The organism is Thermocrinis sp., from assembly GCF_036781485.1.
In the GTDB taxonomy this organism is placed as follows: Bacteria; Aquificota; Aquificia; order Aquificales; family Aquificaceae; genus Thermocrinis.
In genome coordinates this window covers 1-26,181 of sequence record NZ_DAIQAX010000005.1, presented here as the reverse complement: position 1 = coordinate 26,181, position 26,181 = coordinate 1, and the positions used below count along the sequence as shown (strand labels likewise).

The 26,181-nt window shown below is 43.4% G+C and carries 28 protein-coding genes and 1 pseudogene; 8 read left to right on the top strand and 21 right to left on the bottom strand.

The features are described 5' to 3' along the window. Positions 1 to 211, top strand: a 211-nt coding sequence (locus V7P40_RS04000) for a hypothetical protein (protein ID WP_333784687.1), incomplete at its 5' end; no start/stop codon positions are given. Between the two features lie 46 nt (positions 212 to 257). Further along, positions 258 to 827, top strand: coding sequence for a TetR/AcrR family transcriptional regulator (locus V7P40_RS03995; RefSeq protein ID WP_333784686.1), 570 nt, complete (start codon positions 258 to 260; stop codon positions 825 to 827). Here the strand turns inward: V7P40_RS03995 and V7P40_RS03990 are convergent. Continuing rightward, positions 814 to 1,659: a family 1 encapsulin nanocompartment shell protein gene (locus V7P40_RS03990; RefSeq protein WP_333784685.1), complete on the bottom strand. Its 846-nt coding sequence runs from the start codon at positions 1,657 to 1,659 to the stop codon at positions 814 to 816. The two genes, V7P40_RS03995 and V7P40_RS03990, sit on opposite strands and share 14 nt — an antisense overlap. 36 nt (positions 1,660 to 1,695) lie before the next feature. After that, a pseudogene (locus V7P40_RS07655) lies at positions 1,696 to 2,207 on the bottom strand (hypothetical protein). A gap of 46 nt (positions 2,208 to 2,253) precedes the next feature. On the opposite strand from V7P40_RS07655, the gene V7P40_RS03980 reads away from it, so the two are divergent. Genes V7P40_RS03980 through V7P40_RS03960 form a run of 5 tightly spaced genes read left to right on the top strand, consistent with a single transcriptional unit; the run spans position 2,254 to position 6,174 of the window. After that, the gene (locus V7P40_RS03980; protein WP_333784683.1) at positions 2,254 to 2,745 is read left to right on the top strand and encodes an N-acetyltransferase; all 492 of its coding nucleotides are present in this window, start codon (positions 2,254 to 2,256) and stop codon (positions 2,743 to 2,745) included. Further along, entirely contained in the window at positions 2,729 to 4,471 is a 1,743-nt protein-coding gene (locus tag V7P40_RS03975; protein WP_333784682.1) for a bifunctional 3'-5' exonuclease/DNA polymerase, read from the top strand. The genes V7P40_RS03980 and V7P40_RS03975 overlap by 17 nt, the downstream gene beginning before the upstream one ends. Further along, on the top strand, positions 4,468 to 4,776 hold the full coding sequence (locus V7P40_RS03970; RefSeq protein ID WP_333784681.1) for a flagellar basal body L-ring protein FlgH: 309 nt from the start codon (positions 4,468 to 4,470) through the stop codon (positions 4,774 to 4,776). The genes V7P40_RS03975 and V7P40_RS03970 overlap by 4 nt, the downstream gene beginning before the upstream one ends. Positions 4,777 to 4,783: 7 nt before the next feature. Further along, positions 4,784 to 5,128 (top strand): flagellar basal body L-ring protein FlgH, encoded by a 345-nt coding sequence (locus V7P40_RS03965; RefSeq protein ID WP_333784680.1) that lies wholly within the window; start codon positions 4,784 to 4,786, stop codon positions 5,126 to 5,128. Beyond that, on the top strand, positions 5,089 to 6,174 hold the full coding sequence (locus V7P40_RS03960; RefSeq protein WP_333784679.1) for a flagellar basal body P-ring protein FlgI: 1,086 nt from the start codon (positions 5,089 to 5,091) through the stop codon (positions 6,172 to 6,174). The genes V7P40_RS03965 and V7P40_RS03960 overlap by 40 nt, the downstream gene beginning before the upstream one ends. Here V7P40_RS03960 and V7P40_RS03955 read toward each other — a convergent pair. Genes V7P40_RS03955 through V7P40_RS03875 form a run of 17 tightly spaced genes read right to left on the bottom strand, consistent with a single transcriptional unit; the run spans position 6,171 to position 24,046 of the window. Beyond that, positions 6,171 to 7,481: a UDP-glucose/GDP-mannose dehydrogenase family protein gene (locus V7P40_RS03955; protein ID WP_333784678.1), complete on the bottom strand. Its 1,311-nt coding sequence runs from the start codon at positions 7,479 to 7,481 to the stop codon at positions 6,171 to 6,173. The genes V7P40_RS03960 and V7P40_RS03955 overlap by 4 nt on opposite strands. A gap of 10 nt (positions 7,482 to 7,491) precedes the next feature. After that, positions 7,492 to 8,439 (bottom strand): cysteine synthase B, encoded by a 948-nt coding sequence (gene cysM, locus V7P40_RS03950; protein WP_333784677.1) that lies wholly within the window; start codon positions 8,437 to 8,439, stop codon positions 7,492 to 7,494. Beyond that, positions 8,440 to 9,822, bottom strand: coding sequence for an NADH-quinone oxidoreductase subunit N (locus tag V7P40_RS03945; RefSeq protein WP_333784676.1), 1,383 nt, complete (start codon positions 9,820 to 9,822; stop codon positions 8,440 to 8,442). 1 nt (position 9,823) lies between these two features. Further along, the gene (locus V7P40_RS03940; RefSeq protein WP_333784675.1) at positions 9,824 to 11,299 is read right to left on the bottom strand and encodes a NuoM family protein; all 1,476 of its coding nucleotides are present in this window, start codon (positions 11,297 to 11,299) and stop codon (positions 9,824 to 9,826) included. Between the two features lie 3 nt (positions 11,300 to 11,302). Next, positions 11,303 to 13,129: an NADH-quinone oxidoreductase subunit L gene (nuoL, locus tag V7P40_RS03935; RefSeq protein WP_333784674.1), complete on the bottom strand. Its 1,827-nt coding sequence runs from the start codon at positions 13,127 to 13,129 to the stop codon at positions 11,303 to 11,305. 3 nt (positions 13,130 to 13,132) lie between these two features. Continuing rightward, on the bottom strand, positions 13,133 to 13,441 hold the full coding sequence (gene nuoK / locus V7P40_RS03930; RefSeq protein ID WP_333784673.1) for an NADH-quinone oxidoreductase subunit NuoK: 309 nt from the start codon (positions 13,439 to 13,441) through the stop codon (positions 13,133 to 13,135). Next, on the bottom strand, positions 13,422 to 13,955 hold the full coding sequence (locus V7P40_RS03925) for an NADH-quinone oxidoreductase subunit J (RefSeq protein ID WP_333784672.1): 534 nt from the start codon (positions 13,953 to 13,955) through the stop codon (positions 13,422 to 13,424). The genes nuoK (V7P40_RS03930) and V7P40_RS03925 overlap by 20 nt, the downstream gene beginning before the upstream one ends. Next, complete coding sequence (locus V7P40_RS03920) at positions 13,952 to 14,578, bottom strand: NADH-quinone oxidoreductase subunit I (protein ID WP_333784671.1); 627 nt, start codon at positions 14,576 to 14,578, stop codon at positions 13,952 to 13,954. Before V7P40_RS03920 ends, V7P40_RS03925 begins: the two co-directional genes overlap by 4 nt. Before the next feature lie 3 nt (positions 14,579 to 14,581). Continuing rightward, on the bottom strand, positions 14,582 to 15,631 hold the full coding sequence (nuoH, locus tag V7P40_RS03915; protein WP_333784670.1) for an NADH-quinone oxidoreductase subunit NuoH: 1,050 nt from the start codon (positions 15,629 to 15,631) through the stop codon (positions 14,582 to 14,584). A 35-nt stretch (positions 15,632 to 15,666) separates the two neighbouring features. Then, positions 15,667 to 17,385 (bottom strand): NADH-quinone oxidoreductase subunit D, encoded by a 1,719-nt coding sequence (locus V7P40_RS03910; protein ID WP_333784669.1) that lies wholly within the window; start codon positions 17,383 to 17,385, stop codon positions 15,667 to 15,669. Between the two features lie 17 nt (positions 17,386 to 17,402). Continuing rightward, entirely contained in the window at positions 17,403 to 17,777 is a 375-nt protein-coding gene (locus tag V7P40_RS03905) for an NADH-quinone oxidoreductase subunit A (protein ID WP_333784668.1), read from the bottom strand. A gap of 4 nt (positions 17,778 to 17,781) precedes the next feature. Beyond that, the gene (locus V7P40_RS03900) at positions 17,782 to 19,239 is read right to left on the bottom strand and encodes an NADH-quinone oxidoreductase subunit N (RefSeq protein ID WP_333784667.1); all 1,458 of its coding nucleotides are present in this window, start codon (positions 19,237 to 19,239) and stop codon (positions 17,782 to 17,784) included. Next, positions 19,230 to 20,744 (bottom strand): NADH-quinone oxidoreductase subunit M, encoded by a 1,515-nt coding sequence (locus V7P40_RS03895; protein WP_333784666.1) that lies wholly within the window; start codon positions 20,742 to 20,744, stop codon positions 19,230 to 19,232. The genes V7P40_RS03900 and V7P40_RS03895 overlap by 10 nt, the downstream gene beginning before the upstream one ends. A 3-nt stretch (positions 20,745 to 20,747) precedes the next feature. Next, positions 20,748 to 22,661: an NADH-quinone oxidoreductase subunit L gene (nuoL, locus tag V7P40_RS03890; protein ID WP_333784665.1), complete on the bottom strand. Its 1,914-nt coding sequence runs from the start codon at positions 22,659 to 22,661 to the stop codon at positions 20,748 to 20,750. 1 nt (position 22,662) lies between these two features. Beyond that, positions 22,663 to 22,965: an NADH-quinone oxidoreductase subunit NuoK gene (gene nuoK / locus V7P40_RS03885; RefSeq protein WP_333784664.1), complete on the bottom strand. Its 303-nt coding sequence runs from the start codon at positions 22,963 to 22,965 to the stop codon at positions 22,663 to 22,665. Next, entirely contained in the window at positions 22,962 to 23,453 is a 492-nt protein-coding gene (locus V7P40_RS03880) for an NADH-quinone oxidoreductase subunit J (RefSeq protein WP_333784663.1), read from the bottom strand. The genes nuoK (V7P40_RS03885) and V7P40_RS03880 overlap by 4 nt, the downstream gene beginning before the upstream one ends. Further along, positions 23,441 to 24,046 (bottom strand): NADH-quinone oxidoreductase subunit I, encoded by a 606-nt coding sequence (locus V7P40_RS03875; protein ID WP_333784662.1) that lies wholly within the window; start codon positions 24,044 to 24,046, stop codon positions 23,441 to 23,443. The genes V7P40_RS03880 and V7P40_RS03875 overlap by 13 nt, the downstream gene beginning before the upstream one ends. Positions 24,047 to 24,171: 125 nt before the next feature. On the opposite strand from V7P40_RS03875, the gene V7P40_RS03870 reads away from it, so the two are divergent. After that, positions 24,172 to 25,230: a DnaJ C-terminal domain-containing protein gene (locus V7P40_RS03870; protein ID WP_333784661.1), complete on the top strand. Its 1,059-nt coding sequence runs from the start codon at positions 24,172 to 24,174 to the stop codon at positions 25,228 to 25,230. On the opposite strand, the gene V7P40_RS03865 is transcribed toward V7P40_RS03870, so the two are convergent. Together V7P40_RS03865 and V7P40_RS03860 are read right to left on the bottom strand one after the other, a co-directional pair. Continuing rightward, positions 25,219 to 25,788 carry a carbon monoxide dehydrogenase beta subunit family protein gene (locus V7P40_RS03865; RefSeq protein WP_333784660.1) on the bottom strand — a complete coding sequence of 190 codons (570 nt, stop codon included), beginning with the start codon at positions 25,786 to 25,788 and terminating at the stop codon, positions 25,219 to 25,221. The two genes, V7P40_RS03870 and V7P40_RS03865, sit on opposite strands and share 12 nt — an antisense overlap. A gap of 15 nt (positions 25,789 to 25,803) precedes the next feature. Next, entirely contained in the window at positions 25,804 to 26,034 is a 231-nt protein-coding gene (locus V7P40_RS03860) for a 4Fe-4S dicluster domain-containing protein (protein WP_333784659.1), read from the bottom strand. Between the last annotated feature and the right edge of the window lie 147 nt (positions 26,035 to 26,181).

Genomic DNA, 26,181 nt, shown 5'->3' with positions numbered 1-26,181 from the left:
GGGCACTGCCTTGGAGTTAAACACCTTTAGGGCTGATTTGTCTCCAGAGATGGTAAGAAGGGCTGTTGAAAAGGGTGTGAAGATAGCCATAGTTACCGATGCTCATGCTCCAAGCCATTTAAGGTATCTAAAAATTGGTTTAGGTCTTGCCAGAAAACACCATGTCATTGGAAGAGATAAAGAGGTTTGTAAGCTCAAAAAGACAGAGTAAGTAACCACTTGCAAAACAAAAAAAAGTGTAAGATAATGATAAAGTCATGCCGCGTTTGCAGGATACAAAAAAGAGAATTCTGGAAGTGGCTTTAAAGCTCTTTTCCGAAAGGGGTATAAAGGAAACGACCGTTAAGGACATTGCCAAAGAGGTAGGAATAACTGAAGGTGCCATCTACAGACACTTCATAAGCAAGGATGAGCTGGTAAATACCGTTTTTTCAACGCATTCCCAAAGATTCTATGAAGAACTTATGTCAGTGATTGAAAGCAAAGGAACAATAGAGGATAGATTTTTTAAACTGGTGCACAAATTCTTGAATTTCTGTTTTGAAAACCCCCAAGCCTTCAAGTTTATCAATCTCTTCCACTACCTAAGGGCTCAAGAGGTGAGGAACTTTCAAAACCTGCCTAAGGACGCAGTGCTAAAACTCATAGATGAGGCTATAAAGGAAGGAATCATAAAGGTAAGAAGAGAGTTGGCTTTGGCTGTTTTAGTGGGTGCTCTTGAAAGGACCTTTCTTTTAGTAGATAGTGAGATAATAAAAAGGGAGGAGGGCTTGGAGGAGGAATTGGCAGCAGTTATTTGGAAAGCCCTCTCCTTTAATTTCCGATAACAAGAACAGCTCCCGGACGCTTTATTCTTGGTGCAACTATTTCCATAACCCTGAATTGATGGACCATGTTGCTTGTTTCTACATAGGCAAGGGATATATCAAGAGCTATCACTAAGTCCATGTTCTGAGGTCCTGCAGATACCAATATTGCTTTTCCTTCCGGCACTATGGGGGTATGATGAACTTCGCTAACGATCTTTTTTATCTGTTCTATCTCAAGAAGACCAGTATTATGATAAACGCGGTTTAGTTTAAAGTAATCCTTCGAATTTAGGATAAGATGGTAGGGACCAAAGAAACCGCTCTCTGTTAGCTTTGCTATACCCAAAGAAACGTCGTTGAAAGCATTCCCCATAAAATCCCAATCACTCATGGATAAAGTTTGCCTTCCTTCCACTGCGAGAAAGCCATCAATTCCCATCTTCTTATTACCGTGTATGATCAACATGTCTTCTGCCACTGCGGTGGCAAAAGCTGCAGCAGAGGCTGCGGATGTATCCATCGGTAGATTAAACTGTCTCCAGTATTCAAGGTCTCTCCAGCTTATAGAAAAGGGCTTATAAATGGTGGGCAAAACTATGTGCCTGCGCTGACCAGTTCTGACAGGCTCACATGTTTGAGCTTCCTCTCCAGGTCTTACCTCACAGCTACCCGGCTCCACTCCAAGAAAAACATCGTATGAGATCACCTGATGCCCCGCACCTATTGGTCCCACTACAGGCATGAACCTTCTGCATACTAAGCTATTCTTCGCTGTGTTTATTATTGCTTTCTCTAAGGTCTCCCACTCTTCTGCTGTAAGCGGTGATTGATCCTTTCCCAAAAAGTCCATGGGCTACCTCCTTATCTAAGATAAAAATATCAACTTTTATGTGTCTGGCAATTCTCCTCTTAAAAATTTATCATAGGCGTTTAGGTCAAAATAACCGTGTCCAGAAAGGTTAAATAGGATAGTCTTCTGCTCTCCTTTCGCCTTACAATCTAAATGGCGTGGGCAGATTCTGGAGCGGGCACTATACCTTCCGTTCTGGCAAAGATAACTGCTGCTTCAAAAACCTCTCTTTGTTTGTAAGGGGTGTTAGCTTTGCAGTGTCTCCATAGTCGTATCTGTACTCTCCTTTGGTAAGTGTTGGGCAAGCCTCCGGCTTAACCGCGGTTTCCATTAGTATCCTTCTGAATGGCTTTTGAAGGCTAAGGAGCTTCCCCACTGTCCAGCACTAGTTTCTATTGTAATAAACTTGAGCAACGGCTGTGTTCGGCTTGTGACTGCCTGGTGGTGAAAGGCTTTCGTTTTTGAGGTGGGTCCAATGGCCTCGGCAAATAGGGGATTATGTTAAACCATCTTTTAGGTATTTCATTGTTGCTTAGGATCACTCGCATGATAGGAAAATATTAACACTTTTTGACTGAGGCTTAAAATTAAAGTATGGGTTTAAGAAAGGCTATTCTCAAAGATTCTGTTGGTATTTATTCTCTCATAAACGCTTATGCAAAGGAGGGGATTTTACTTCCAAGGAGCCTTAACTCCATTTATGAGAATATAAGGGACTTCTGGGTTTATGAAGAGGATGGGCAAATCGTTGGTTGTTGTGCTCTACATGTGGTTTGGGAGGATTTGGCTGAGATAAAAAGTCTGGCTGTGAGGGAAGACCTAAAAGGAAAAGGTGTGGGCACGCGCTTAGTTCAGGCTTGCTTGAAGGAAGCCAAAGATCTTGGAATAAAGCGGGTTTTTGTGCTTACTTACGCTGCGGATTTCTTTGAAAGGTTTGGCTTTTATACAGTTCAGAAAGAAAGCTTACCCCATAAAGTTTTGGGTGAATGTATAAACTGCGTAAAATTCCCCTCATGCGACGAAGTGGCAATGCAGATGGAAGTTGAAAAACTAAGTTTGGCGGAAAACTATGAAGGTAGAGTTTGAGTATTTTACCTCAGCCCGTAGCTTGGGTAAACTCTATGAAAAAATTAAAGATGTTCCCTTTGTTTACATAGACACAGAGACCGTTGGAGATAGAACCATAAGACTGGTTCAAATCGCTTCGGAGGAGGATATATTCTTGCTGGACCTCTACGAATTGGGAGAAACAGGCGTAAGCTTCTTAAAAGACCTACTATCAAAAAAGGGTATTGTAGGCCATAACCTTAAGTTTGACTTAAAGTATATGCTAAGCTACGGAATAGAACCGTACGCTGTGTTTGATACAATGGTGGCAAGCCAACTTATTGGAGATTCAGACAGACACTCTCTGCAAAAGTTAGCCATTCATTATTTGGGAGAAGTGTTGGATAAAAGCCTTCAGCTTTCTAATTGGGGTTCCATAAAGCTTTCGAAGGAACAATTAGAATACGCCGCTTTGGACGTGAAAGTGGTAAGAGACCTCTTTCCTATTCTTCTGAAGAAGCTAAATGAAGCGACTCCAATAACTGAAGATAACTTGCTAAAAACCAGAACCGCCAAGGTGTTTGGTCTAAAAAATCCAGTAGCCATAGTGGAGATGGCCTTTGTTCAGGAAGTGGCAAAGTTAGAACTTAATGGCCTTCCCGTGGATGTGGAAGAATTGGAAAAGCTCATAAAGGATCTGACCAAAGACCTTCAGAAGAAAGCGATGGAGTTTTTAATGAAGTATAGGGTAGATCCTATGTCTCCCAAGCAGTTAGGAGAGCTCTTAGTTAAAAAGTATGGACTTGATCTGCCAAAAACAGAAAAGGGAAACATCTCAACTGACGACAGGTTTTTAGCTGAGTACATAGACCATCCTGTGGTAAAGGACGTGCTTTATATCAGAAATGTAAAGAAAAGCTTGGATAAGCTTGAGGAGATAAAGACAGGATTGAAGGGAAAAAGGGTTTATCCCGAATTTAAACAGATTGGTGCCGTTACTGGAAGAATGTCTTCCATGAACCCTAATGTGCAAAACATTCCAAGACATCTAAGAAGGATATTCAAGGCGGAAGAAGGTAACGTGTTTGTTATAGCGGACTTTTCCCAGATAGAGCTTAGGATCGCTGCGGAGTATGTAAGGGACGAAAGTATGATAAAGGTCTTTAACGAAGGGAGGGATATGCACAAATACACCGCAAGTGTTCTTTTGGGGAAAAAGGAAGAGGAAGTTTCCAAGGAGGAGAGGCAACTGGCAAAGGCTGTGAACTTTGGACTGATCTACGGAATATCTGCCAAAGGTTTGGCTGAATATGCGTATTCTTCCTATGGAATAGACTTATCCATAGAAGAAGCAGAAGATATAAGAAGAAGGTTTTTTGAACACTTTAGGGCTTTTAAAGAATGGCACGAAAGGGTTAAGAAGGAACTAAAGGAAAGAGGTGAATCAAGGGGACATACCCTACTAGGAAGAAGGTATGTAGCCCACACATTCCCAGATGCGGTAAATTATCCCATACAGGGCAGTGGTGCAGATCTTCTGAAGCTGTCTGTTCTTGTCTTTGATGCAGAGCTTAGAAGGGATAATATAAGGGCAAATGTGGTAAATTTAGTCCACGACGAGATAGTAGTAGAGTGCAAGGAAGAGGATGGCATAAAGGTAGCCGAGCTTTTAGAGAGGGCTATGAAAAGGGCAGGTGGGATTATATTAAAAAAGGTGCCCGTAGAAGTGGAGGTTGCAATAAAAGAGAGGTGGGAGAAGGAATGAGCTGGTTATTTTTAGCTTTACTGCTTTTATTCTCTTGTGCTAAAAAGCCCACAACTCTTGAAGAGTACGAAAGGAAAAATCCATATCCCGGTAAAGAGCAGAGTTTAGAGTATTCTTCCAGAGGAAGCCTTATGCCAAGGGAAGGTTTTAACGACCTGTATTCAGAGAACAAAGCCTCAAAGGTTGGAGATGTGATCTACGTTCAAATAGTGGAATCTATAAACGCCATAGAGAGTGTGGCAAGCCAAACTGAAAGATCTGCCAGTTTTAAAGAATCGGTTGCCTCTTTATTTGGGATTAAGTAAATTCACATTGGATGAGTTGTCCGCTCAAGGCTCAGGGCAGTTTAACACTCAAGCGAAGGGTAAAGTTCAACAAACTGGAGTCTTGACCACAAAGCTGGCGGGCAGAGTGGTAAAAGTCTATCCTAATCGCACCATGCTAATAGAAGCAAAAAAGTCCTCTTACATGAACAACGCGCAGAGGGAAGTATTTTTAAGGGGTATAATAAGACCCGAGGATGTGGATTCATCTAACACCATAACTAGCGACAAGATAGCCAACTTGGAGGTTTTCATAGATGGTAAAGGTTTTCTTGCAGATGGAGGTAGTCCGGGATGGTTAGCGCGTATATTGGCAAAGGTCTTGCCCTTCTGATTTTACTGTTTAGCCTATCTTACGCAACAAAGATAAGGGACATAGCTACCATGGAAGGGCAGAGAAGTAACTATCTGATAGGCTATGGACTTGTGGTAGGCCTAAAAGGCACCGGGGATGGGAAGGCCACCATCTTCACCGTAAGAAGTATAGCCAATATGCTAAACCGTATGGGTATTGTGGTGGATCCAAGGAGGATAACGGTAAAAAACGTTGCTGCGGTTGTCGTAACTGCAAAGCTTCCACCTTATGCCAAGCCGGGTATGAGCGTGGATGTGGAAGTGGCATCCATTGGAGACGCAAAAAGTTTAGAAGGTGGGACCCTTTTGCTAACACCTTTGAGGGGTCCAGATGGGGAGATTTACGCTTTGACCCAAGGGCAGGTGATAGTCAGCGGTTATGAGGTTAGAGGGCAGGCGGCAAGGCAGGTGCAAAATATTCCCACCGTAGGCAGAATCCCAAACGGAGCGATCGTAGAAAGACCTTTGCCTGAATATCCGGAAACAGAAGAAATTCACCTATACCTTGAAAATCCGAGCTTTTCTTTGGCAAAGCTTGTTCAGGACAGAATAAATGCGGAATTTGGCAAGGAAACAGCTTTGGCTTTGGATAGCTCAACGATAAAACTTAGGGTTCCAAAAGGGCTTAGGATGGTGGATTTTTTAGCGAGGGTGGAGGACATAGAGCTTGACGTGCCGTCCACTGCAAAGGTGGTTATAGACGGCCGTTCTGGGACAGTATTACTTAGGGGAGAGGTAACTATAAATCCTGTGTCTGTGGCTATTGGCACCCTTACTGTGACTATAAAAGAAGCTCCTGAGGTTGTCCAGCCACCACCTCTATCTCCAGGTGAGACTGTAGTTGTTCCAAGGACAGAGATTAAGGTAGAAGAGAAGGAAAGAAGACTGGTTAGATTGAGCGGTGCCACTGTCTCTCAGCTCGTGGAGAGCCTAAACAGAATAGGAGCTACTCCAAGGGAGATAATATCCATACTTCAAGCTATAAAAGCGGCGGGTGCGCTAAAGGCTAAGCTAGAAGTCCTTTAAGGCACACCCACTCCGTAGTATTCAAAACCAAGCTCTCTAACCCTTTTTGGATCGTATATGTTCCTTCCATCCACAATTATGGGAAGCTCCATAAGCTCTTTTACCCTTTCAAGGTCTGCTTTCTCAAACTCTTCCCACTCGGTCAGTATAAGAAGGGCGCTCGCACCTTCTACGGTCTTATAAATATCCTTTTCATAGGTTAAGTCCTTCCCTGGAGGATACAGAGCTTTGAAGTTTTCCATAGCCTTAGGGTCGTAAAGCTTCAAAAAGGCACCCTCCCTTAAAAGCAAAGGAACTATCCTAAGAGAAGGTGCCTCTCTTATGTCATCTGTGTTTGGCTTAAAGGATAGTCCCCAAACCGCTAAGGTTTTGCCCTTTAAACTCCATATGGCATTTTTTACCTTCTCCACAAACTGAACGGCCCTCCTCTGATTGATCTTATCCACCTCCTCCAAAAGGGAAAAGTCCACTCCGTGATCCTTTGCCATCTTTATGAAAGCCTTTATGTCCTTAGGAAAGCAACTGCCACCCCAACCTATGCCTGCCCTGAGAAACTCTCTACCGATCCTTTTGTCATAACCCATTCCCTCTGCCACGAGCCTAACATCTGCACCAACCTTTTCGCACAGGTCCGCCACCATGTTTATGTAAGAGATCTTCATAGCCAAAAAGGAGTTAGAGGCGTGTTTTATAAGCTCGGAAGTAGCAGGGTCCGTAAAGATTACGGGACACTTAAAGTCTCTGTAGAGTTCCTCCATTATTTGGCGTGCCCTTTGACTTTCCACACCAACTACGATCCTGTCTGGTTCCAAAAAGTCCTTTATTGCGCTTCCTTCCCTTAGAAACTCTGGGTTTGATGCCACATCAAACTCTACCCGCTTTCCCCTCCTTTGCAAGTATCTCTCCACAGTCCTTTTTATGAGCTTGTGGGTATTAACAGGGACAGTTGATTTTTCTACCAAGAGCTTGTAGCCTTCCATAAGCTTGGCGGTTTCCCTTGCGACTTCTTCCACCTGCGAGAGGTCCGCCGAGCCGTCGGGGTTTTGGGGCGTTCCCACGCATATAAAGATCACTTCAGAAAAGTTCAGCCCTTGCTTTAGCTCTGTGGTAAAGGACAGCCTTCCCAAGCTTAAGTTCTCCTTAAGTAGATCCTCCAACCCCGGCTCATAAAAGGGCACCTTCCCTTCTTTCAAAAGCTCTACCTTGTTAGGAAGCTTTTCCACCACCATAACCTCATGTCCCAGATGGGCAAAACAGACTGCGGTGGTTAATCCTACGTATCCTGCACCTACAACTGTTAGCTTCATTTTACCCCTCCTACGGATTGTTAAAAGGAGCTGTGGTTAAATACTTACTACCTCCGTCGGGAAACACTACTACTATAACCCCCTCTTCTAACTCCTTAGCCAGCTGTATTGCTGCGTATAGCGCTGCACCAGAAGATTGCCCTACAAAGATGGCTTCTTCTAAGGCTAACCTCTTTGTCATCTCGTAGGCTGGCTCAGTCTCAACGAATATGGTTCTGTCCAGAAAACTCTCGTCAAAAATGCCGGGCTTTATGGAACTTTCTATGTGCTTTAGTCCTTCTATACCGTGAAAGGGATAAGCCGGTTGTACTCCTACTATTTGAATATCTGAATTAAAAACCTTTAAACGCCTACCTGTTCCCATTATAGTTCCTCCTGTTCCTATCCCGGCTACAAAGTGGGTTATCCTTCCCCCTGTCTGATGCCATATTTCTATGCCCGTAGAATAAAAGTGAGCTTTCCAGTTGGCTGGATTGTTGTACTGATCTAGATAGACGTATCTGTCTGGGTTTTTGCTGACAAGCTCTCTCACAAAGAGAATGGCTCCGTCTGTCCCTTCCAAAGGATCGGTCAGATAAACCTTTGCTCCGTAAGCCTTTATTATTCTCTTTCTCTCTTCGCTAACGTTGGCAGGCATGGCAAGCTCCACCGGCACCCCCAGCGCAGCACCCACCATAGCCAAGGCTATACCCGTGTTGCCAGAAGTGGCATCTATTACTGTTTTTCCTTCCTTTATTAAGCCTTTGCTTATGGCGTCCAAAAACATGGAAAGAGCTGGTCTGTCCTTTACAGAGCCACCCGGATTAAAGCTTTCCAGTTTAGCGTAGATCTCCACCTTGGGAGAAATTTCCTTTGGGATAACCTTCTTTATCCTCACAATAGGCGTGTTTCCTACCAAGTTCAGTATAGAGTTTCTTAGTTTCCTGTAAGGTTCGTCGTGCTGTCCAAGGATCCACATCTATAACCTTATAAAGTTAGATAAAAGGTGAGGGAAAAGACCAAAGAGGATTACCAAAACAAAGCAAACTAATAGGGTTAGTGACTCTCCTGCTGAGAAAGAAACTTTCTTGTATTTGCTTTCACCCTCCTCCAAAAAGATGTAGCTTATTAGTTTTAGGTAATACCCTGCAGAGATAATGCTGGCTACTACAAAGGCAAAAGCTAACAGCACCAACTTGGCATGCACCAAACCTAAAAATAGGTTTAGCTTTCCAACAAATAGCGCCATGGGTGGAATGCCGATAAAGGCCAGAAGGAAGAAAGAAAGTAGTACTCCAAGCACGAGGTTTTCCCTTCCCAAGCCTCTATAGTCTAAGATATGATGGGTAAATCCTTGGCTTTTTTCAAGGGAAGAAAGAACTACAAAAGAGCCGAGGGTGGCAAAAGTGTAAACGGAAACATAAAAAAGTAAGCCAGTGTGTAGAAGTTTGTCAGATAAGGATATTCCCAGCAAGAAGTAGCCCCCATGGGCAATGGAAGAGTAGGCCAAGAGTCTTTTCACCGACCTCTGAGCGTAGGCGGTAAAGTTGGCGTAAAACATAGAAAGCAGGGAAAGTAAGGCAACCAAAATCAGCCACGGCTGTACGTGAGAAAAGAGCATAGAAAGTTTAACCAACAGAAAGTAAATGACGAACTTGGGCGCAGTGGCTAAATAACCCACTACGGGAGTAGGAGCCCCCTCGTAAGCGTCTGGAGTCCAAAAGTGAAATGGCACTGCCGATATCTTTACAGCCAAAGCAGACAGGAAGAATAGGATAAACAAAGAAAAGATGGTATTGCTGTCCGCATAAGGATTGAGAAAGAATGTCCCGGTAGCACCGTAATAGAAGGAAGATCCCATGCCAAAGAGGGCAGTTCCCACGGAGCCCATCAGAAGATACTTAAAGGCTCCCTCCTTTGAGTTGTAGTCCTTTCTTAGCATGGCAGCAAGGATGTATATGGTTATAGAAGAAAGCTCCAAAGAAACGAAGAGGGTAATAAAGCTGTTGGAGGAGAGAAAGAGGGAAAGGCCTAAGGTGGAAATGAGTATTAGATAAGGCACTTCGCCATAAACAGAGTCTTTTTTCAAAAAGTAATCGTAGAGAGCTACTATTGAAAGACCACTGAGTATGTAAAGCATACCCTTTCCGAACAGCTCCAGCTGGCTTACATAAAAGGTATCAAAGAAGGTGTAAGCTGGGTATTCCACGAAGAAAAGGGAAAAGAAGGCGGCTAAAGTCGTCAGAGCACCCAACAGACTCAAAAACTTAAAGTACTTTTTTTCCAAAAAAAGCTCCAGAAAGAAGAGAAGGAGGATACCAAGGGACAGGACAATCTCAGGAAGAAGGGCATTCCAGTTCATTCTATCCTCCAAACACTATTTTTGTAGTATGCTCCATTATCTTGACAAAAGGTAAAGGATAGACGCCCAAAATGACTGAAGAAGCGATTATTAAGACGAAAGCTATCCAATGATGGGGATCCAGGTCCTTTAGGCGACTCCACTTTTCCCGTCTATAGTCAGATATGGTCTCCTCTTCCAGCATAACTCTTTTGTACATATAAAGAAAGTATGCCGCTCCTAAGACCATACCCACCCCAGCTACAAAAGCCCAAACTGGATAGTTTTTGTATGTGCCAAGGAGTATTAAAAACTCAGCTACAAAGCCTGCAAGTCCAGGAAAACCTATACCCACCAAACCACTAAGCATAAATACTACAGCCAAGTTTGGAATGTATCTTGCAAGACCTCCAAGGTCGTCCATGTGATAGGAGTGGATCCTGTCGTATATAAACCCTGCGGACATAAACAGGGCTGCAGAGGACAGTCCGTGGGCAACCATCATGTAAATTGCTCCGTTTAGGGCGTTGGCGTCGGAGGCAAAGGTGCCTAGGGTCACAAGCCCCATGTGGCTTATGGAAGAGTAAGCTATTAGCCTCTTTATGTGGGTCTGAGCTATGGCCATCATAGCGGCGTATATGACAGCCACCACGCTCAAAAAGAATATCAAAGGCACGTAGTATTTGCTAGCCTCTGGGAACATAGGAAGGGAGTATCTTACAAAGCCGTAAGTTCCCATCTTAAGAAGAACTGCGGCAAGGATCACTGAACCTGCAGTTGGTGCCTCTACGTGGGCATCGGGAAGCCAGGTGTGGAAGGGCCACATGGGCACCTTTACTGCAAAACCAAGACCAAAGAGTATGAAAACTATAGCCTGAAACCAAAAGGCGTATTCAAGGTTCTTCAAAAAGAAGTAGTCAAAGCTTATCTGTCCAGAAACCACATAACCGTATACAACCACAGACGCAATACCCAACAGTAAGAAAATACTGCCAAAGAATGTATAAACAAAGAACTTGTTAGCTGCGTAAACTTTTCTCTCGTGTCCCCACAGGCCTATTATGAAGTACATCGGAACGAGCATAGCCTCCCAGAAAAGATAAAAAAGGAAAAGGTCTAAGGCAGAAAAAACACCAAGACAGGCGGTTTCAAGCATCAAAAACAGTCCGTGGTAAAGGTTAGGCTTATCTTCAATCTTGACGGACCAAACGAAGGCAACCACAAACATCAAGGCGGTTAGAACAAAAAGGGAAATGCCCATACCGTCAAGCCCTAAACTGAAGGATATGCCCAGCGGCTCTATCCAATTTAACTTGAGGGTATGCTGAAAACTTGGGTTGTTCCAGTCAAAGTTTAAAAGAAGATAAAGGGAGATTAGAAAAACTGTAATTGATGTGGATAAAGATATAAACCTGGATAGTTTGTCGTTTCTCAGCGCAAAAACCAGCAAGCTTGCCACAAGGGGCAGGAATATGGCAAGAGCAAGAAGACCACCCATATTTCACCTCCACAAAAGTGTTATTAGAATAAGCACGGACAAACCTATGGACAAGAAAAGGATGTAGAGATTTACCCTACCTTGCTGTAGATTGCGAAAGAGCCTACCAAAAGAGCCAGCCACTAAATAAGAGCCATTCACCAATCCATCTATGAGCTGTCTTTCACCAACCGTGTATAACATCTTAGAGTAAAGCATATATCCTCCTGCCAGTATTTTGTGGTATAGCTTTTCAGTGAAGAACTGCTCCTTAAAAGTCGTGTGCATGGGCTTTAAAGATTGATAGAGCTTCTCAGGATCTAATACCTTCTTCACAAACACCAAATAAGCTATCCCTATACCTGCTAAAGCTATAACCACAGAACTTATTGCCACATCCAAGTGTATCTCTTTCTTGTCCCCCAATACACTCATATACCACCCTTCAAAAAATCCTACCACCAAAGAACCTACAGCCAGTATGAGCATGGGTATTAGCATGATTGATGGACTCTCTTGTGGCTCCTCCTCAAAATGTTTTTTATGCCTCTCCTCCCCATAAAACATCACAAATCCTTCCCTGAATATGTAATACGCCGTTAAAAAGCTTACAAAGCTTACAAAAAGCCCTAAACTAAAGGATGCCTCGTAAGCACTGCCTATTATTAAATCCTTGCTCCAAAAGCCTGAAAAAGGAAAAATGCCAGCCAAAGCTAAAGCCCCTACAAAAAAGCTTGCATAGGTCAAAGGCATGTACTTTTTCAAACCACCAACCTCGTATATGTCATGTGCATGATGGTGAAAGGCGTGTATGATTGAACCAGCTGCAAGAAATAGCAAAGCTTTAAAAAAGGCGTGTGTGGTAAGATGAAACATCGCCGAGCTTTTGTCCCCTATGCCAAGGGCTAAAAACATCAAACCTAGCTGGCTCATGGTGGAAAAGGCTATGATCTTCTTTATGTCTGTGTGAGATGTGGCTGCAAGAGAAGCAAACAAAGCTGTTAGCCCCCCAATCACCGCCACCACCTTCAAGCTCTGTGGTGCAGACTCAAAGATGGGATAGAGCCTTGCAACCATATACACCCCTGCTGCAACCATTGTGGATGAGTGAAGCAATGCAGATACAGGTGTTGGACCTGCCATGGCGTTTGGCAACCACGTGTGAAGAGGAAACTGTCCAGACTTTCCTACCGCACCACCAAAAAGTAGCAAAACAGCCAGTCCAAGAAGGCTTGCATCTACCGTATTTACCTTTCCAAAGATATCAAGAAGGTTCAAGCTTCCAAAAAGATAAAACACTACGAAAATGCCAAAAAGGTAAAGCCAATCTCCTATTCTGTTCATTACGAAGGCTTCAAAGGCGGAGTTTGTGGCGTATTTTTGCTGATGGAAGTATCCGATAAGAAGGTAAGAAGCAAGGCCCACACCTTCCCAACCGAAGAACATACCAAGAAGGTTGTCCGAGAGCACGATCATGAGCATAGAAAAGAGGAAGAAAGACAGGTATGCGTAGAACTTGTAGGTCCATAGGCCAAAGAGGTTTTGCATGTATCCGATGGAGTAGATGAATATCAGCGTAGCTATAAAGCAGACCAAGGAGGCGGTCAAAGAAGAAAGGGCGTCAAAGTAAAGGCCAAGCCTTAAGGTGTAGTTTCCGAGCGGGATAAATTCATAAAGTGGCACAGAGAATGGAGAGGAGAGAGCTTTTGTTGATGCTGGGATAGAAAGAAGAAAGGCAAAAATAGATCCAAGCACTGTGATTATGGCAGAGGCTAAATCCCCTATCCTCCTTCCAAACAAACCTACAATGAGAAAGGAAAGCAGAGGAAACAAAAGTATTCCAACTTCCATTATTTACCCCCTCATATCCGTAAGCTCATCGCTAGATTCTACCTTTCTCAAACGGAATATGGCTACTATTATACCAAGACCTACTGCTGCTTCTACAGCTGCAAGGGCTATGATAAACAAGGCAAAGATCTGTCCTTCCACCAACCCTAAATGGGCATCTGCACCTACAAAGGCGATGTTTACCGCATTGAGCGACAGCTCCGTGCTCATGAGTATGGTAACTAAGTTTCTTCTTACAATCATGCCAAACACGCCAAGGCCAAAGAGGATTATGGAAAGTATCAGATATGCCTCAAGGGGAACCATCTTCATAGGTTTTCTCCTCCTTCCTTCCTATGATCACCGCACCTATCATGCCTACCAAAAGCACCAAAGAGACAAGCTCAAAGGCAAAGAAGTATTTGCTAAAAAGCACAGATCCTACCACTTCCGTATTTCCCAAATTTTTTATATACTCCCTCAGTTCTCCCTTTGGTGATACGCTCGCACCGAGTAGAAAAACGAGGATGATCTCCAAGTAAAAAGCCAAAACTATGGGAAAAGTCAGCACTCCTTCCACGCGGTAGTGACTGTCCTTTTTTAGGGCCTTTTCCCAGGGCACTGCGGTAAGCACGAGTATGTAAAAAACCGCTATAGCTACCGCATATATCAAAAGCTGAAGGGCTCCCACCAACTCCGCACCAGCCACAAAGAATATACCGGCCACCATCACCAAAGTAGAGAGCAAAGAAAGGATAACATAAACTACGTTTGAAAAAAGGACTACTCCTAAGGCAGAGAGGATAGCCAGAGATCCAAAGAACAGAAAGGCTAACCACTGCATCATCTCTTCTTTACCTCTGAAAGTTTCAAGTCGTTTTCATACCACAGCCTCATTCTCTGCTGGTCGTCTATCCATATACGGTCTGGCTCTTGTTCCCTTCTTTTTTGCCAGTCCCTTCCGATGCGCTCCAGTGTCTTTAGGTCCAGCACTGCGTCTTTTCTGGTGTAGCTTGCGGTTTCGTGTATGTCGCTTTGAAAGAGACAATCCACGGGACACGCATCTACGCAGAAGCCACAGAAGGTGCAAAGCATCATGTTCATGTTAAAGATGTTTACCCTTCTCCTTCCATTGGGCAGTTTTTCCCCTTCTATCTCAAAAAGCTGAGGCACAGGGCATGCCCTTTTGCACAGCATACATACCACGCATCTACTCTTTCCAGGCTGCACGTCTATCTTGAACCTTTCCACCCACTCATCAAAGGCAGGCTGAGGCTCCCTACCATCTACCACTTTATGGCCAAAAAAACCTCTGAACCTTTTGGGCGGTGTAAGCTTCTCGTAGGGATAATGAGTAGTTATAGTTTTGCTAAAGGCGTGCCTTATGGTGACCGACAAGCCTTTAATAAAGTCTATGAAGAATATTCTTTCAAGCCAGCTAAGTGGTTTTTCAAAAACCTTTTTTATCATAGCTTACCTCCAAACGATTGGTGCGATTATCGCAGTAAGGACTAAATTAACAAAAGTTAAAGGAAGCATTACTTTCCATGCGGTCTCTGTAATCTGGTCTATTCTGTATCTTGGAAGGGTCCAGTGAAGCCACAGAACAAAGAGGAACAAAAGCCCTACCTTTAAAACAAACCACACAAAGGGAGAGAGAGATCCCAAGAAAAAAAGAGGGTCTACAAACCCAACGAAGGGAATGTTTATGGGAGACCATCCACCCAAAAACAACACCACCCCTATGGCAGAAAGGGAAAGCACCTCTACATACCACTCAACCAACGGAAAGAGACCGAATTTTATGCCCCCGTATTCTACGGTAAAGCCAGTTACAAGCTCTGCCTCCGCTTCCTGAATATCAAAGGGTACCCTTCCTGTTTCTGCCAAAAGAGCAAAAAGGTATATCACAAAGGCTATTGGCTGAAGCCATATATACCAGAGCTTTTGCTCTATTTGATTTTGCACTATCTCGTAGGTGGATAGTGTGCCAGCCAGTATTATTGGACCCATTACCGCAAAGGTGATCACCACCTCATAGGAAACTATGATCCCCGCCTTTCTCATACTCCCTATTAGAGCATACTTGGAGTTGGATGCCCAACCAGCTAAAGCTATGGCGTAAACCGTCATTGAGCCGAGGGCAAAGACCAGCAAAAGTCCCACGTTCACGTCCGTAAGAATGGGCTTGACCTTTAGGCCAAAGACCTCAAACTCCGGACCAAAGGGAACCACCGCAAAGACCAAAACTGCGGGCACCAAAGCTAAGACCAACGCTAAGTTGTATAAAAACCTATTGCCAGACCTTGGAAAGATATCTTCCTTGGTTATAAGCTTTAGCCCATCTGCCAGAGGTTGAAGCAGTCCGTGCCAACCCACCACCATAGGACCGGGTCTTCTTTGGATGTGAGCTGCCACTTTTCTTTCTACGAGCGTAAGATAGGCTCCCAAACCGAGGACTACTGCCAAGATTACCAGGATCTTTATACCCATTACTATCAGTTGAGCCAAAAGCCCTTCCATCAGCACCTCCAAAAAGGCTTAATTAGTTTATCACATCACCTGTCTATTTCTCCTACCACTGGGTCCAAACTTGCCAACACCGCCACCGCATCTGCGATCACTCTGTCTTTCATAAGCTTTGGATAGACGCAGAGGTTATACATAGAGCCAGGCCTTATCTTCACTCTGTAAGGCTTTACACCGCCGGTGGAGTATATGTAAAATCCAAGCTCACCCCTTGGATTCTCACCGGAAGAGTATATCTCCCCTTCTGGAACCTTCAGTCCTATGCCGTCCAAAGATAGCTTTAGCTTCTTTGGATCTGGAGATTCTGCAAAGAAGGGTGCGGACTTGGGCATGCTCTCAAGCTTTCTTACGCACTGCTCTATGATCTTTAAGCTCTGGCGCATTTCCTCCAACCTCACAAGATACCTATCATAAACATCGCCGTTTTCACCCACTGGAATGTCAAACTCTACCCAAGGATAGGCATCGTATGGTTCAAACTTTCTGATGTCGTAGGGAATGCCAGAACCCCTTGCCACCGCACCCGTTAGTCCGTAGAAGTACACGTCCTCTTTGTCGATCACACCCACTCCCACGTTTCTTCTAAGCCATATTCTGTTCCTGCTAAGAATGGTCTCCCAGTCCTTTAGCTCTTTTGGAAACCTCTTTACGAAGGCTTTTATCACCTCAAGGGCACCTTCTGGCAAGTCCATCCTAACCCCGCCTATTCTTGGATAGCTTATGGTCAGCCTTGCACCCGTAATGCCCTCTATTATGTCCATAAGCTTTTCCCTTTCTTTGAAAGCGTACAAAAAGATAGTAAGAGCTCCTATGTCCAAGGCGTAGGTGCCAAGCCAAAGAAGGTGGGAGTTTATTCTTTGAAGCTCAGACATCATAGTCCTTATATACTTTGCCTTTTCTGGAACCAGATCCTCTATACCCAAAAGCCTTTCTACCGCAACAACCCAAGCTTGGTTTGAACAGAGGGCGGATATGTAATCCATCCTGTCTGTATAGACCAAAAACTGGTTATACATCTCGTTTTCTGCAAGCTTTTCCACCCCTCTGTGAAGCTGTCCAAGGATCACATCGCACTGGACAACCCTTTCCCCCTCTAAGTCAAACAAAAACCACATGGTGCCGTGGGTTCCAGGATGTAAAGGCCCCCAGTTTAAAACAAGCTGTGCTTTCTTCTTTAGCCTTCTCTTTTGCGTTATCTCAAGGTCTTCCAAAGTAGGCACTGGAGTGTGCATTCGGTCGTAGTTCATAAGACCCTGAAGGTTATCACCCCATAGCACTTCGTTTAAAGATGGGAGATACTCGTTGGCATAACCCTCCAAAGGAAAGTCCTTCCTCAGAGGATGATATTGATAAGTTTCCCACATAAAGGCCCTTACTAAATTTTCGTGCCCTTCGTACATAATGCCGAACATGTCATAGCACTCCCTCTCTGCCCATTTTCCTGCAAACCAGAGCTTTTCAACAGAAGGTAAAGTTCCATCCGTCCAAGTTTTTACCACTACCCTCTTCCTTTCATCCACGTTGTAAAGGATGTAAAAAGCCTGAAAACGTGGAGACTTTTCTGGAAAATCCACCACCGAGTGATCTATGAAAAGCTTGTAGCCTTTTTCTTCTTTGAGAGTTCTTAGAAGCTCTATGAGCTGGTCTTTTGGTATATGAAGGTTTGTTATAGTGGGTTTTACTTCAATCTCTAAGCTTGGAAATCTTTTCTTTAACTCAATAAAATCCTCTTCCTTAGCCCAAGGCATCCTTTACCTCCTAAGAACTAATCAATGTATTCCTCTTCAAACTGCCAATCAAGTATGCCTTTACGCCACGCGTACAGTAGCCCGTAGGTAAGTATGAAAATAAACAAAAACATCTCCACAAACCCAAAGATTCCCAAATATCTATATACAACAGTCCAGGGAAAGAGAAAGGCAGCTTCTATATCAAAGAGCAAAAGAAGAAGACCCAAAAGGTAATAACCCTGATGGAAGGTAGTTTGAGCGGACTTATCGTAGAGTGGCACACCACACTCGTAAGGATAGTCTTTCAAAGAAGAGGGCGCCTTTGGACCAAGCAGGTAATTTAAAAACACCATAAGCAACGCAATGCCAAGCATAACAAAGGCAAAAGCAAGGAATCCCAAATAATCCATCAATCTACCTCCTAAATAACATTTCTGAAAGGGGGCTTATGTAATCCCAGAGTATCATAGGAAGCATCCCAAGAACTATTAGAGATACTGCCATGATAGCCATGGACAGCTTCTCAAAACCTGTGGGGTTGAATGTTAACTTCTTTTCCTCTTCCTTCATGTACATTAGAACTACCAACCTAAGATAATAGCCCGTTGATATACCCACTCCTACTATCATTAGGATGGCTACCCACCAGAGAGCTTCAAAGGATAGGGACATAAAAACAAGAGCCTTTACGAAAAACCCTACCGTAGGAGGAACCCCCAGTAGAGAAAGAAGGCTTACTGCAAACACAAGCGCCAAAAAAGGCTGAGAAAGTCTAAGACCGCTGAACTCTTGTATTTGATTTTCCCATGCACCACTGCGCTCAAGGACTGCCAAAACCAAAAAGCTAAGCATACCCATTATGGAGTAAGCGAGTAAGAAATATACAACAGCCTTGACTCCTATGGTTTCTGCCACAGAAATACCCGCAAGTATAAAGCCAGAGTGGGCTATAGAGGAGTATGCCAGCATACGCTTCACATCCTTTTGGACCAAGGCTACCACATTCCCGTACAAGAAGGTGATCACTGCAAGAACGGCCAAAGTTATAACCCAAGTTTTATGGAAGCTCTCCTGAACTAAAGGCATTACCCTAATAACAGGCGCAAAGAAGGCTATTTTTCCCACGCTTGCCATGTAGGCAGTTATAGGAGTGGGAGCTCCTTGATAGGCATCTGGAAGCCAAAAGTGAAAGGGAACCACACCTATCTTTATAGCAAAGCCAAAGAGAAAGAGTATAAGACCGAGTATTAGCAACTCCTTGTTGGGACCGTCAAGGTGCAGTATTTGCCTAAGGTCCATAGAGCCACCGTAAAGATAAAGAAAAACTGCCCCATAAGAGGCTAAGGCAATACTTAGGCCTCCAAGGATAAGATACTTAAAGGCTCCTTCTTTTGAATTGAAGTCCTTCTTTTGAAGGGCGGTCATTATGTAAAAAGAAACAGAAACAGCCTCCAAGGCGATGTATATAAGCAGAAGGTTGTATGAGCTTACAAGGATCATACTGCCCAACAGGGAGAAAGAAAGTATGTAGTAAAACTCACTGTAAATTGACCTTTTAAACTTCTGATACTCATACGTAAAAGCCAGCAGGACTATGGTTAGGAGTATCATAAATACGTGAAGGAGTGAGGAAAACTGATCTCTCACGTAAAGGTTATAAAAAGTTTCGCCTTTCAGGTCAAAGTTTAGCAGTACGTATAAAAGAGCGATTAGGTAGCCCATAATACTTATGCCAATAGCCAAACGGTGCGAGATCCTCTTAAGGATAATGTCTAAGGTGAAAAGAATAAAACCGGTTATTAAAACTATTAGCTCTGGAAAGAATAAGGCAAGGTTTGGATACTCAATGGAAATGAGGCTCTTTATCTCCATGAAATCCCCCCTGCAACTTTCACTAATTGGCTTAAGACCGCGTCTATGTATGCATCAAAGAAAGAGAAAAAGAGAAAGGGAAAGAGACCAACCAAAAACATGGGAAGAACCACTAAAAGGAAGGCCAAAAGCTTGAACCCCCTAACATCTACAAAATGAACAAGCCTTCCCTCTTCCTTTGTATCCAAGTAAAGAGTTTTCATAAGATAGAGCATGTAAAGTACGCTGAAGAAGGCACCGGCGATTACCAACAGTGCAAGCTGGAGGGTGTATTCTTTAGCTCCCATGATGGTAAGGAACTTGCCCCAGAAGGAAGAGCCTCCGGGAAGACCCATAGAAGAGAAGGCGGTTATGCCTACCAAAAAGGCAAAGACAGGCATAAACCTTATGCTTCCCCTAAGGGCATGCATGTTAAAGCTGTGAAGTCTGTTGTAAATAAAGCCAGCCATCATAAACAAAGAGGCGGAGGTCAAACCGTGCGCAAACATTTCTATAATGCTCGCTCTTAGTCCTTCTTTGTTCAGAAGGAACATGCCAGCCACCACAAAACCCATATGGCTTACTGAAGAGTAGGCAACAAAACGCTTTACATTGTTTTGACTGATGGTAAACCAAGAGGCAAAAACTATGGTTGCTATCCCCCAAAGGACGAGAAGGGGCATAAGGAAAACGGATTCCTTTGGAAATAGACCTATGTTAAACCTAAGAAGGGCGTAGGTTCCCATCTTCAAAAGTATGGCTGCAAGCACCACAGAGCCAGCGGTGGGAGCTTCACCGTGCGCGTCCGGAAGCCAAGTGTGAAAGGGCACTATAGGGGTCTTTACCGCAAAGGCTACAAAGAAGAGTAAAAATAGAAACACACCAAAAGCCAGATCGTACTGGTTTTTCAAAAGCTCAAAGTATGAGAACGAAAATTTACCAAACTGTTTGTAGTGGTGCGTAGAAAGGCTAACTATGCCCAAAAGCAAAAACAGTGAAGAGACGAAAATGTAGATAAAGAACTTATAGGCGGAGTACAGCCTGAGCTTGTAGCCCCATATACCTATCACAAAGAACATAGGAATTAGGGTTAGCTCGTAGAAAACGTAGAAAACTATTAGGTCCCAGCTGGTGAATACGCCCACAAGGGCGGCCTCAGACAGTAAAAACCAGGCGTAGTATTCTTTTAGCCTATGGTTTATCTGATGATCCCTCAAAGACCAACTGATGGCAACAAAAGAAACAAGAGTGGTTAGGATGTACATAAAGTATGAAAGGCCATCTGCGCCAAGGGCAAGCTTTAGGTTTAGCTCCTCAATTAGCACAAGCTCTTGATAAAACTGCACCTTATGGGATTTTGAAAAGTCAAAGTAAAAAAGGGATATCAGAGAAACAATCAAAGTCAAACCAGAAGAGATTAAAGCGATCCACTTAGAGTATCTCTCCTCCAAAAACACTATAAGCAGTATTCCCACAAGGGGTATAATCATACTAATAGGTATGAAGGGAATACTTGCCCAATCCATGGCTCACTCCATAAAGTAGATAATGATAGCTATCAACACCACCAAACCCAAAAACAGAAAGGCTACGTAGTTGTTTAGAAAACCAGTTTGTATTAGGCTGGCTCTTTTGCCAAACCTAAAGGAAAGCTTGGCAACGCCATTTACGAACAGATCAACAGTAAAAACATCCAGCTTTATCCAAAGGAACTTAACCACACGGAAGTAAATGAAGTTCGTAAGATTTATAAAACCATCTATGATGAACCTATCTCCAGCTGTAAACAGGGCTTTTGATGCTTTCATATATCCTCCTGCCAGTATTTTGTGGTATAGCTTTTCAGTGAAGAACTGCTCCTTAAAAGTCGTGTGCATGGGCTTTAAAGATTGATAGAGCTTCTCAGGATCTAATACCTTCTTCACAAACACCAAATAAGCTATCCCTATACCTGCTAAAGCTATAACCACAGAACTTATTGCCACATCCAAGTGTATCTCTTTCTTGTCCCCCAATACACTCATATACCACCCTTCAAAAAATCCTACCACCAAAGAACCTACAGCCAGTATGAGCATGGGTATTAGCATGATTGATGGACTCTCTTGTGGCTCCTCCTCAAAATGTTTTTTATGCCTCTCCTCCCCATAAAACATCACAAATCCTTCCCTGAATATGTAATACGCCGTTAAAAAGCTTACAAAGCTTACAAAAAGCCCTAAACTAAAGGATGCCTCGTAAGCACTGCCTATTATTAAATCCTTGCTCCAAAAGCCTGAAAAAGGAAAAATGCCAGCCAAAGCTAAAGCCCCTACAAAAAAGCTTGCATAGGTCAAAGGCATGTACTTTTTCAAACCACCAACCTCGTATATGTCATGTGCATGATGGTGAAAGGCGTGTATGATTGAACCAGCTGCAAGAAATAGCAAAGCTTTAAAAAAGGCGTGTGTGGTAAGATGAAACATCGCCGAGCTTTTGTCCCCTATGCCAAGGGCTAAAAACATCAAACCTAGCTGGCTCATGGTGGAAAAGGCTATGATCTTCTTTATGTCTGTGTGAGATGTGGCTGCAAGAGAAGCAAACAAAGCTGTTAGCCCCCCAATCACCGCCACCACCTTCAAGCTCTGTGGTGCAGACTCAAAGATGGGATAGAGCCTTGCAACCATATACACCCCTGCTGCAACCATTGTGGATGAGTGAAGCAATGCAGATACAGGTGTTGGACCTGCCATGGCGTTTGGCAACCACGTGTGAAGAGGAAACTGTCCAGACTTTCCTACCGCACCACCAAAAAGTAGCAAAACAGCCAGTCCAAGAAGGCTTGCATCTACCGTATTTACCTTTCCAAAGATATCAAGAAGGTTCAAGCTTCCAAAAAGATAAAACACTACGAAAATGCCAAAAAGGTAAAGCCAATCTCCTATTCTGTTCATTACGAAGGCTTCAAAGGCGGAGTTTGTGGCGTATTTTTGCTGATGGAAGTATCCGATAAGAAGGTAAGAAGCAAGGCCCACACCTTCCCAACCGAAGAACATACCAAGAAGGTTGTCCGAGAGCACGATCATGAGCATAGAAAAGAGGAAGAAAGACAGGTATGCGTAGAACTTGTAGGTCCATAGGCCAAAGAGGTTTTGCATGTATCCGATGGAGTAGATGAATATCAGCGTAGCTATAAAGCAGACCAAGGAGGCGGTCAAAGAAGAAAGGGCGTCAAAGTAAAGGCCAAGCCTTAAGGTGTAGTTTCCGAGCGGGATAAATTCATAAAGTGGCACAGAGAATGGAGAGGAGAGAGCTTTTGTTGATGCTGGGATAGAAAGAAGAAAGGCAAAAATAGATCCAAGCACTGTGATTATGGCAGAGGCTAAATCCCCTATCCTCCTTCCAAATAGGCCTACTATTAAAAAGGAAAGCAAAGGTAGTAAAACTATAAGGACTGCTTCCATCCTAATCCCTCAGTTGGGTGATTTCTGAAGAGCCTTCATAGCCTCTTAGTCTGAATATGGCTACTACCAGGCCCAGACCAACAGCTACTTCTGCTGCTGCCACTGTTAGCACGAAAAGGGCAAATATCTGCCCTTCCACCCCACCCACTATTCTATCCATGCTAACAAAGCTTAGATTAACCCCGTTTAACATAAGCTCTGTGCTCACCAAAAGGGTTATGAGGTTTTTCCTTATGATAACACCAAAGAGACCTGAAAGGAATAAAAAAATGCTTATAAGGATATAAGCTAATTCTATCGTCACTCCTCTTTCCTCCCGAGGATGATGGCTCCGATCATTGCGGTTAAAAGTATAACAGAAGCCACCTCGAAAGGAAAGAGATAGTTGGTAAATAAAGTTTTGCCCACACTTACTATGTTGTCTTCAGTGGGCACTTTTTGAGAAGTTTGAAAATTACCCCTTAAAACCATGTACGAAATAGCTCCAAAGGAAAAAACAAAAAAAGGGAAAGCGATCAAAGCTTCTTTTTTGTAGATTCCCTCAAACTTCTTTATCTTTTCCCAAGGTATGGTGGTGATCACAAGCACGTAAAAGACTATTATGGCAACTGCGTAGATGATAAGCTGAAGCCCCGCCAGAAGCTCCGCTCCCAGATGTAGGAACATACCCGCCACAGCCAGTATTACAGAAAGAAAGGCAAGGATAACGTGGACTGGATTTTTGAGAAAGAGCGTACCAAAGACAGAAGCCAAAAGCCATACAGCCAAAAAGCCAAATATCAACCACTCCACCTTATCTTCCCCCAAAGTTTTTCTCTATGTGCATCGTCTATCCATATTCTATCGGGTTCTTCTCCCCTCCTTCTCTTCCAATCTATAGAATTTTCTTCAAGATTTTCCATCCTCAAAACCGCGCTCCTTCTTGAATAGCCCGCCAACTCGTAAAGGTCCGTCATAGTAAGACAACCTACTGGACAGGCATCCACGCACAGACCGCAGAAAAGACAATTCAGCAAGTTCATGTCAAACCTGACCACTTTCTTGGAGCCGTCCGGCATTTGGATCGCCTCTATCCTAAATAGAGTAGGCATCGGGCATGCAGTCTGGCACATGTAACAGGCAACGCACCTGCTTTTGCCCTTTTCGTAGCTCATGAACTTTTCTATAGCCTTGAGAGAGTCTGGCTCCGTCCCATCCCACACAAAATGCCCATGGGCCCCCCTATAACGCTTGGGAGGAGTGAGCTTTTCCACCGGATAATTTGTGGTAATAGGTTTTCTAAACAGGTTTTTGAGTGTTACCGAAAGGCCCTTTACAAAATCTACAAACAGGACAGTTTCCAATAAGTTCAAAAAAGCCTTCCTGTCTACCTTTTTTATAGCCATGGCAGAACTATTTTAAACCAGCTGTAAATTTTAGCAAAACTTTATGATAAAGATCATTCAGTAAGGGATTTTGAAAAGCAAACTTAAGCTTTAAACTGCTCTAATGAGATCTTAGAATATTAGCTATGCAGTTAAAAGACTACTACAAGATCCTTGGAGTTGAAAGGAAAGCAACAAAAGAGGAGATTAAAAAAGCCTACAGAAGGTTAGCTAAAGAGTGGCATCCTGACGTGAATTCAGACCCAAAGGCAGAGGAAAGGTTCAAAGAGATAAACGAAGCTTATTACGTACTCTCTGACGACGAAAAAAGGAGAGAATACGACCGCTTACTTCAAAGCGGGGACGAAAAGGCATACAAAGACTTTATGGAATACATACAGGATTTTTTAGAAAGCATATGGCAGGGTATGAGAAAATCGCCCAAACCTAAGAGAGGACAGGATATTAGACTAAAGCTTGAGCTTGAGTTAGAAGAGGCTTTTTTGGGATGTGAAAAGATTATAGAATATGAAAGATGGATAGATTGTCCTACTTGCAACGCAAAGGGTTATGTTGGTGAGTTGCAAAAGGAGGTTTGTAGGGCTTGCGAGGGTACAGGAAGAAGAGTTAGTGGGATATTTAGCTTTCCAAGACCTTGTTCTGTCTGCAAGGGCAAAGGATACATAGTTAAAAATCCTTGCCCAACTTGTGGCGGAAGGGGTAGGGTTGCCAAGCACAGCACAGTAAAGGTGAAAATACCACCGAGGACAGAGGAAGGAGAAGTTTTGAAGGTAGTTGGCATGGGTCATCATGGAGAAAGGGGCGGAGAGCCAGGAGATCTATATCTGAGGGTGTCTTTTAAGAAACATCCAATTTTTAAAAAAATAGGCAAAGACCTACACATAGAAAAGCTCATATCTTTTCCTTTAGCGGTGTTGGGTGGGACTACAAAAATAAAAACCCTTGGAGGAGAAGAGTTTGAGATATTCGTTCAACCTGGAACTGAATGTGGTTCTACAAAAACTATTCCAGGTTTGGGTTTTTCCGAAGACGGAAACTTGATAATCACCTTTAGGGTGGAAATTCCTAAGAATCCAAGTAAGAAACTGAAAAGAATTCTTTTAGACTTGGCCAAGGAGCTAGGAGAAGAGGGCGTGGAAAAGCCCCCCACCTTGCTTGATAGCTTGAAAAAACTACTTTCCTAACTCTTTTTTAACTTCCTCTGCTATTTTTATAAACTTTTCCATCTCTTCCACATGCTGATCTCTTAGAGTTATCATAGCATCCTCGTGCCCAGCCATACCACACATGGCTATAGTAAAGCAATCTGTCTCAGCTCTTATGATCTTTAGGGCTACGTTAGCATAGTGGCAATGAACGCCTACAAATATACAGGCTTTTATCTTGTTATGCCATATGGTAAGGTTTGGATGGTTGGGGTTTATCTCAACCGCTGGGTTTATTTTTGGGTACTTTGGTCTGTAGTCGTACATAGGTATTATCTTAGCATTTAGCACTTGAGCCATTTTTCTAACAAGCTTAGCTTTTTCCTTGGCTTCTTCGTTCCAAGCGTAAAGTACTTGAGGACCTGGGAATATGGTGGCGTTGGGAAGCGTCAGCATAGCCTTAGCCGCTTCTCTCATAGCTATCTCTTCATCCACTATTTCGTTAAACATAAGAGCTTTACCAGGTGGTGGGTTTAACATTCCCTCGTACACTGCCACCGGATAGGGTGAATAAGCTGATGGACCTAAAGTTGCCATGAGCTACCTCCTAGCTTATTTTTCTGCATGAACTGCTGGCATTACCATGTGAATAGCGTTACGTTTCAGAAGGTTAACACAAACATAGACACAGAGGCCACATCCCTTGCACCTTTCGGGAATTACGTAAGCGTGATGCTCCTCGTCCGAATACATCAAAGTGTTAGGTTCTGGGCAGAAAAGAGTGCACTGTTTGCAATTGTACTTAGAACACTCTTCGTATATTACTTCTGCCACATAGTACATTTATCTGCCTCCTTTCACTTAATGGGTTATTTATAAGTTATCTTATGGGTTAAAAATGTCAAGTTAGTATAGGGGCTGTTCTAAAAATCCTTCACAAAAGTAAAGAATAAAGCCAGAGGGCTATCATGTGGAAATTTCACCAAACTT

Bases quoted from the DNA above. Each gene is read 5' to 3' on its own strand.
- V7P40_RS03975 (WP_333784682.1), top strand. From the start codon at position 2,729: ATGAAGGTAGAGTTTGAGTATTTTACCTCAGCCCGTAGCTTGGGTAAA.
- V7P40_RS03865 (WP_333784660.1), bottom strand. From the start codon at position 25,788: ATGGCAACTTTAGGTCCATCAGCTTATTCACCCTATCCGGTGGCAGTG.
- nuoK (WP_333784673.1), bottom strand. From the start codon at position 13,441: ATGAAGATGGTTCCCCTTGAGGCATATCTGATACTTTCCATAATCCTC.
- V7P40_RS03870 (WP_333784661.1), top strand. From the start codon at position 24,172: ATGCAGTTAAAAGACTACTACAAGATCCTTGGAGTTGAAAGGAAAGCA.
- nuoH (WP_333784670.1), bottom strand. From the start codon at position 15,631: ATGGAAGGGCTTTTGGCTCAACTGATAGTAATGGGTATAAAGATCCTG.
- V7P40_RS03875 (WP_333784662.1), bottom strand. From the start codon at position 24,046: ATGGCTATAAAAAAGGTAGACAGGAAGGCTTTTTTGAACTTATTGGAA.
- V7P40_RS03980 (WP_333784683.1), top strand. From the start codon at position 2,254: ATGGGTTTAAGAAAGGCTATTCTCAAAGATTCTGTTGGTATTTATTCT.
- V7P40_RS03970 (WP_333784681.1), top strand. From the start codon at position 4,468: ATGAGCTGGTTATTTTTAGCTTTACTGCTTTTATTCTCTTGTGCTAAA.
- nuoL (WP_333784665.1), bottom strand. From the start codon at position 22,661: ATGGAAGCAGTCCTTATAGTTTTACTACCTTTGCTTTCCTTTTTAATA.
- V7P40_RS03910 (WP_333784669.1), bottom strand. From the start codon at position 17,385: ATGCCTTGGGCTAAGGAAGAGGATTTTATTGAGTTAAAGAAAAGATTT.
- V7P40_RS03895 (WP_333784666.1), bottom strand. From the start codon at position 20,744: ATGGATTGGGCAAGTATTCCCTTCATACCTATTAGTATGATTATACCC.
- V7P40_RS03900 (WP_333784667.1), bottom strand. From the start codon at position 19,239: ATGGAGATAAAGAGCCTCATTTCCATTGAGTATCCAAACCTTGCCTTA.
- nuoL (WP_333784674.1), bottom strand. From the start codon at position 13,129: ATGGAAGTTGGAATACTTTTGTTTCCTCTGCTTTCCTTTCTCATTGTA.
- V7P40_RS03945 (WP_333784676.1), bottom strand. From the start codon at position 9,822: ATGAACTGGAATGCCCTTCTTCCTGAGATTGTCCTGTCCCTTGGTATC.
- V7P40_RS03920 (WP_333784671.1), bottom strand. From the start codon at position 14,578: ATGATAAAAAAGGTTTTTGAAAAACCACTTAGCTGGCTTGAAAGAATA.
- V7P40_RS03955 (WP_333784678.1), bottom strand. From the start codon at position 7,481: ATGAAGCTAACAGTTGTAGGTGCAGGATACGTAGGATTAACCACCGCA.
- V7P40_RS03925 (WP_333784672.1), bottom strand. From the start codon at position 13,955: ATGATGCAGTGGTTAGCCTTTCTGTTCTTTGGATCTCTGGCTATCCTC.
- V7P40_RS03990 (WP_333784685.1), bottom strand. From the start codon at position 1,659: ATGGACTTTTTGGGAAAGGATCAATCACCGCTTACAGCAGAAGAGTGG.
- V7P40_RS03960 (WP_333784679.1), top strand. From the start codon at position 5,089: ATGGTTAGCGCGTATATTGGCAAAGGTCTTGCCCTTCTGATTTTACTG.
- V7P40_RS03995 (WP_333784686.1), top strand. From the start codon at position 258: ATGCCGCGTTTGCAGGATACAAAAAAGAGAATTCTGGAAGTGGCTTTA.
- cysM (WP_333784677.1), bottom strand. From the start codon at position 8,439: ATGTGGATCCTTGGACAGCACGACGAACCTTACAGGAAACTAAGAAAC.
- V7P40_RS03940 (WP_333784675.1), bottom strand. From the start codon at position 11,299: ATGGGTGGTCTTCTTGCTCTTGCCATATTCCTGCCCCTTGTGGCAAGC.
- V7P40_RS03860 (WP_333784659.1), bottom strand. From the start codon at position 26,034: ATGTACTATGTGGCAGAAGTAATATACGAAGAGTGTTCTAAGTACAAT.
- V7P40_RS03905 (WP_333784668.1), bottom strand. From the start codon at position 17,777: ATGGATTATTTGGGATTCCTTGCTTTTGCCTTTGTTATGCTTGGCATT.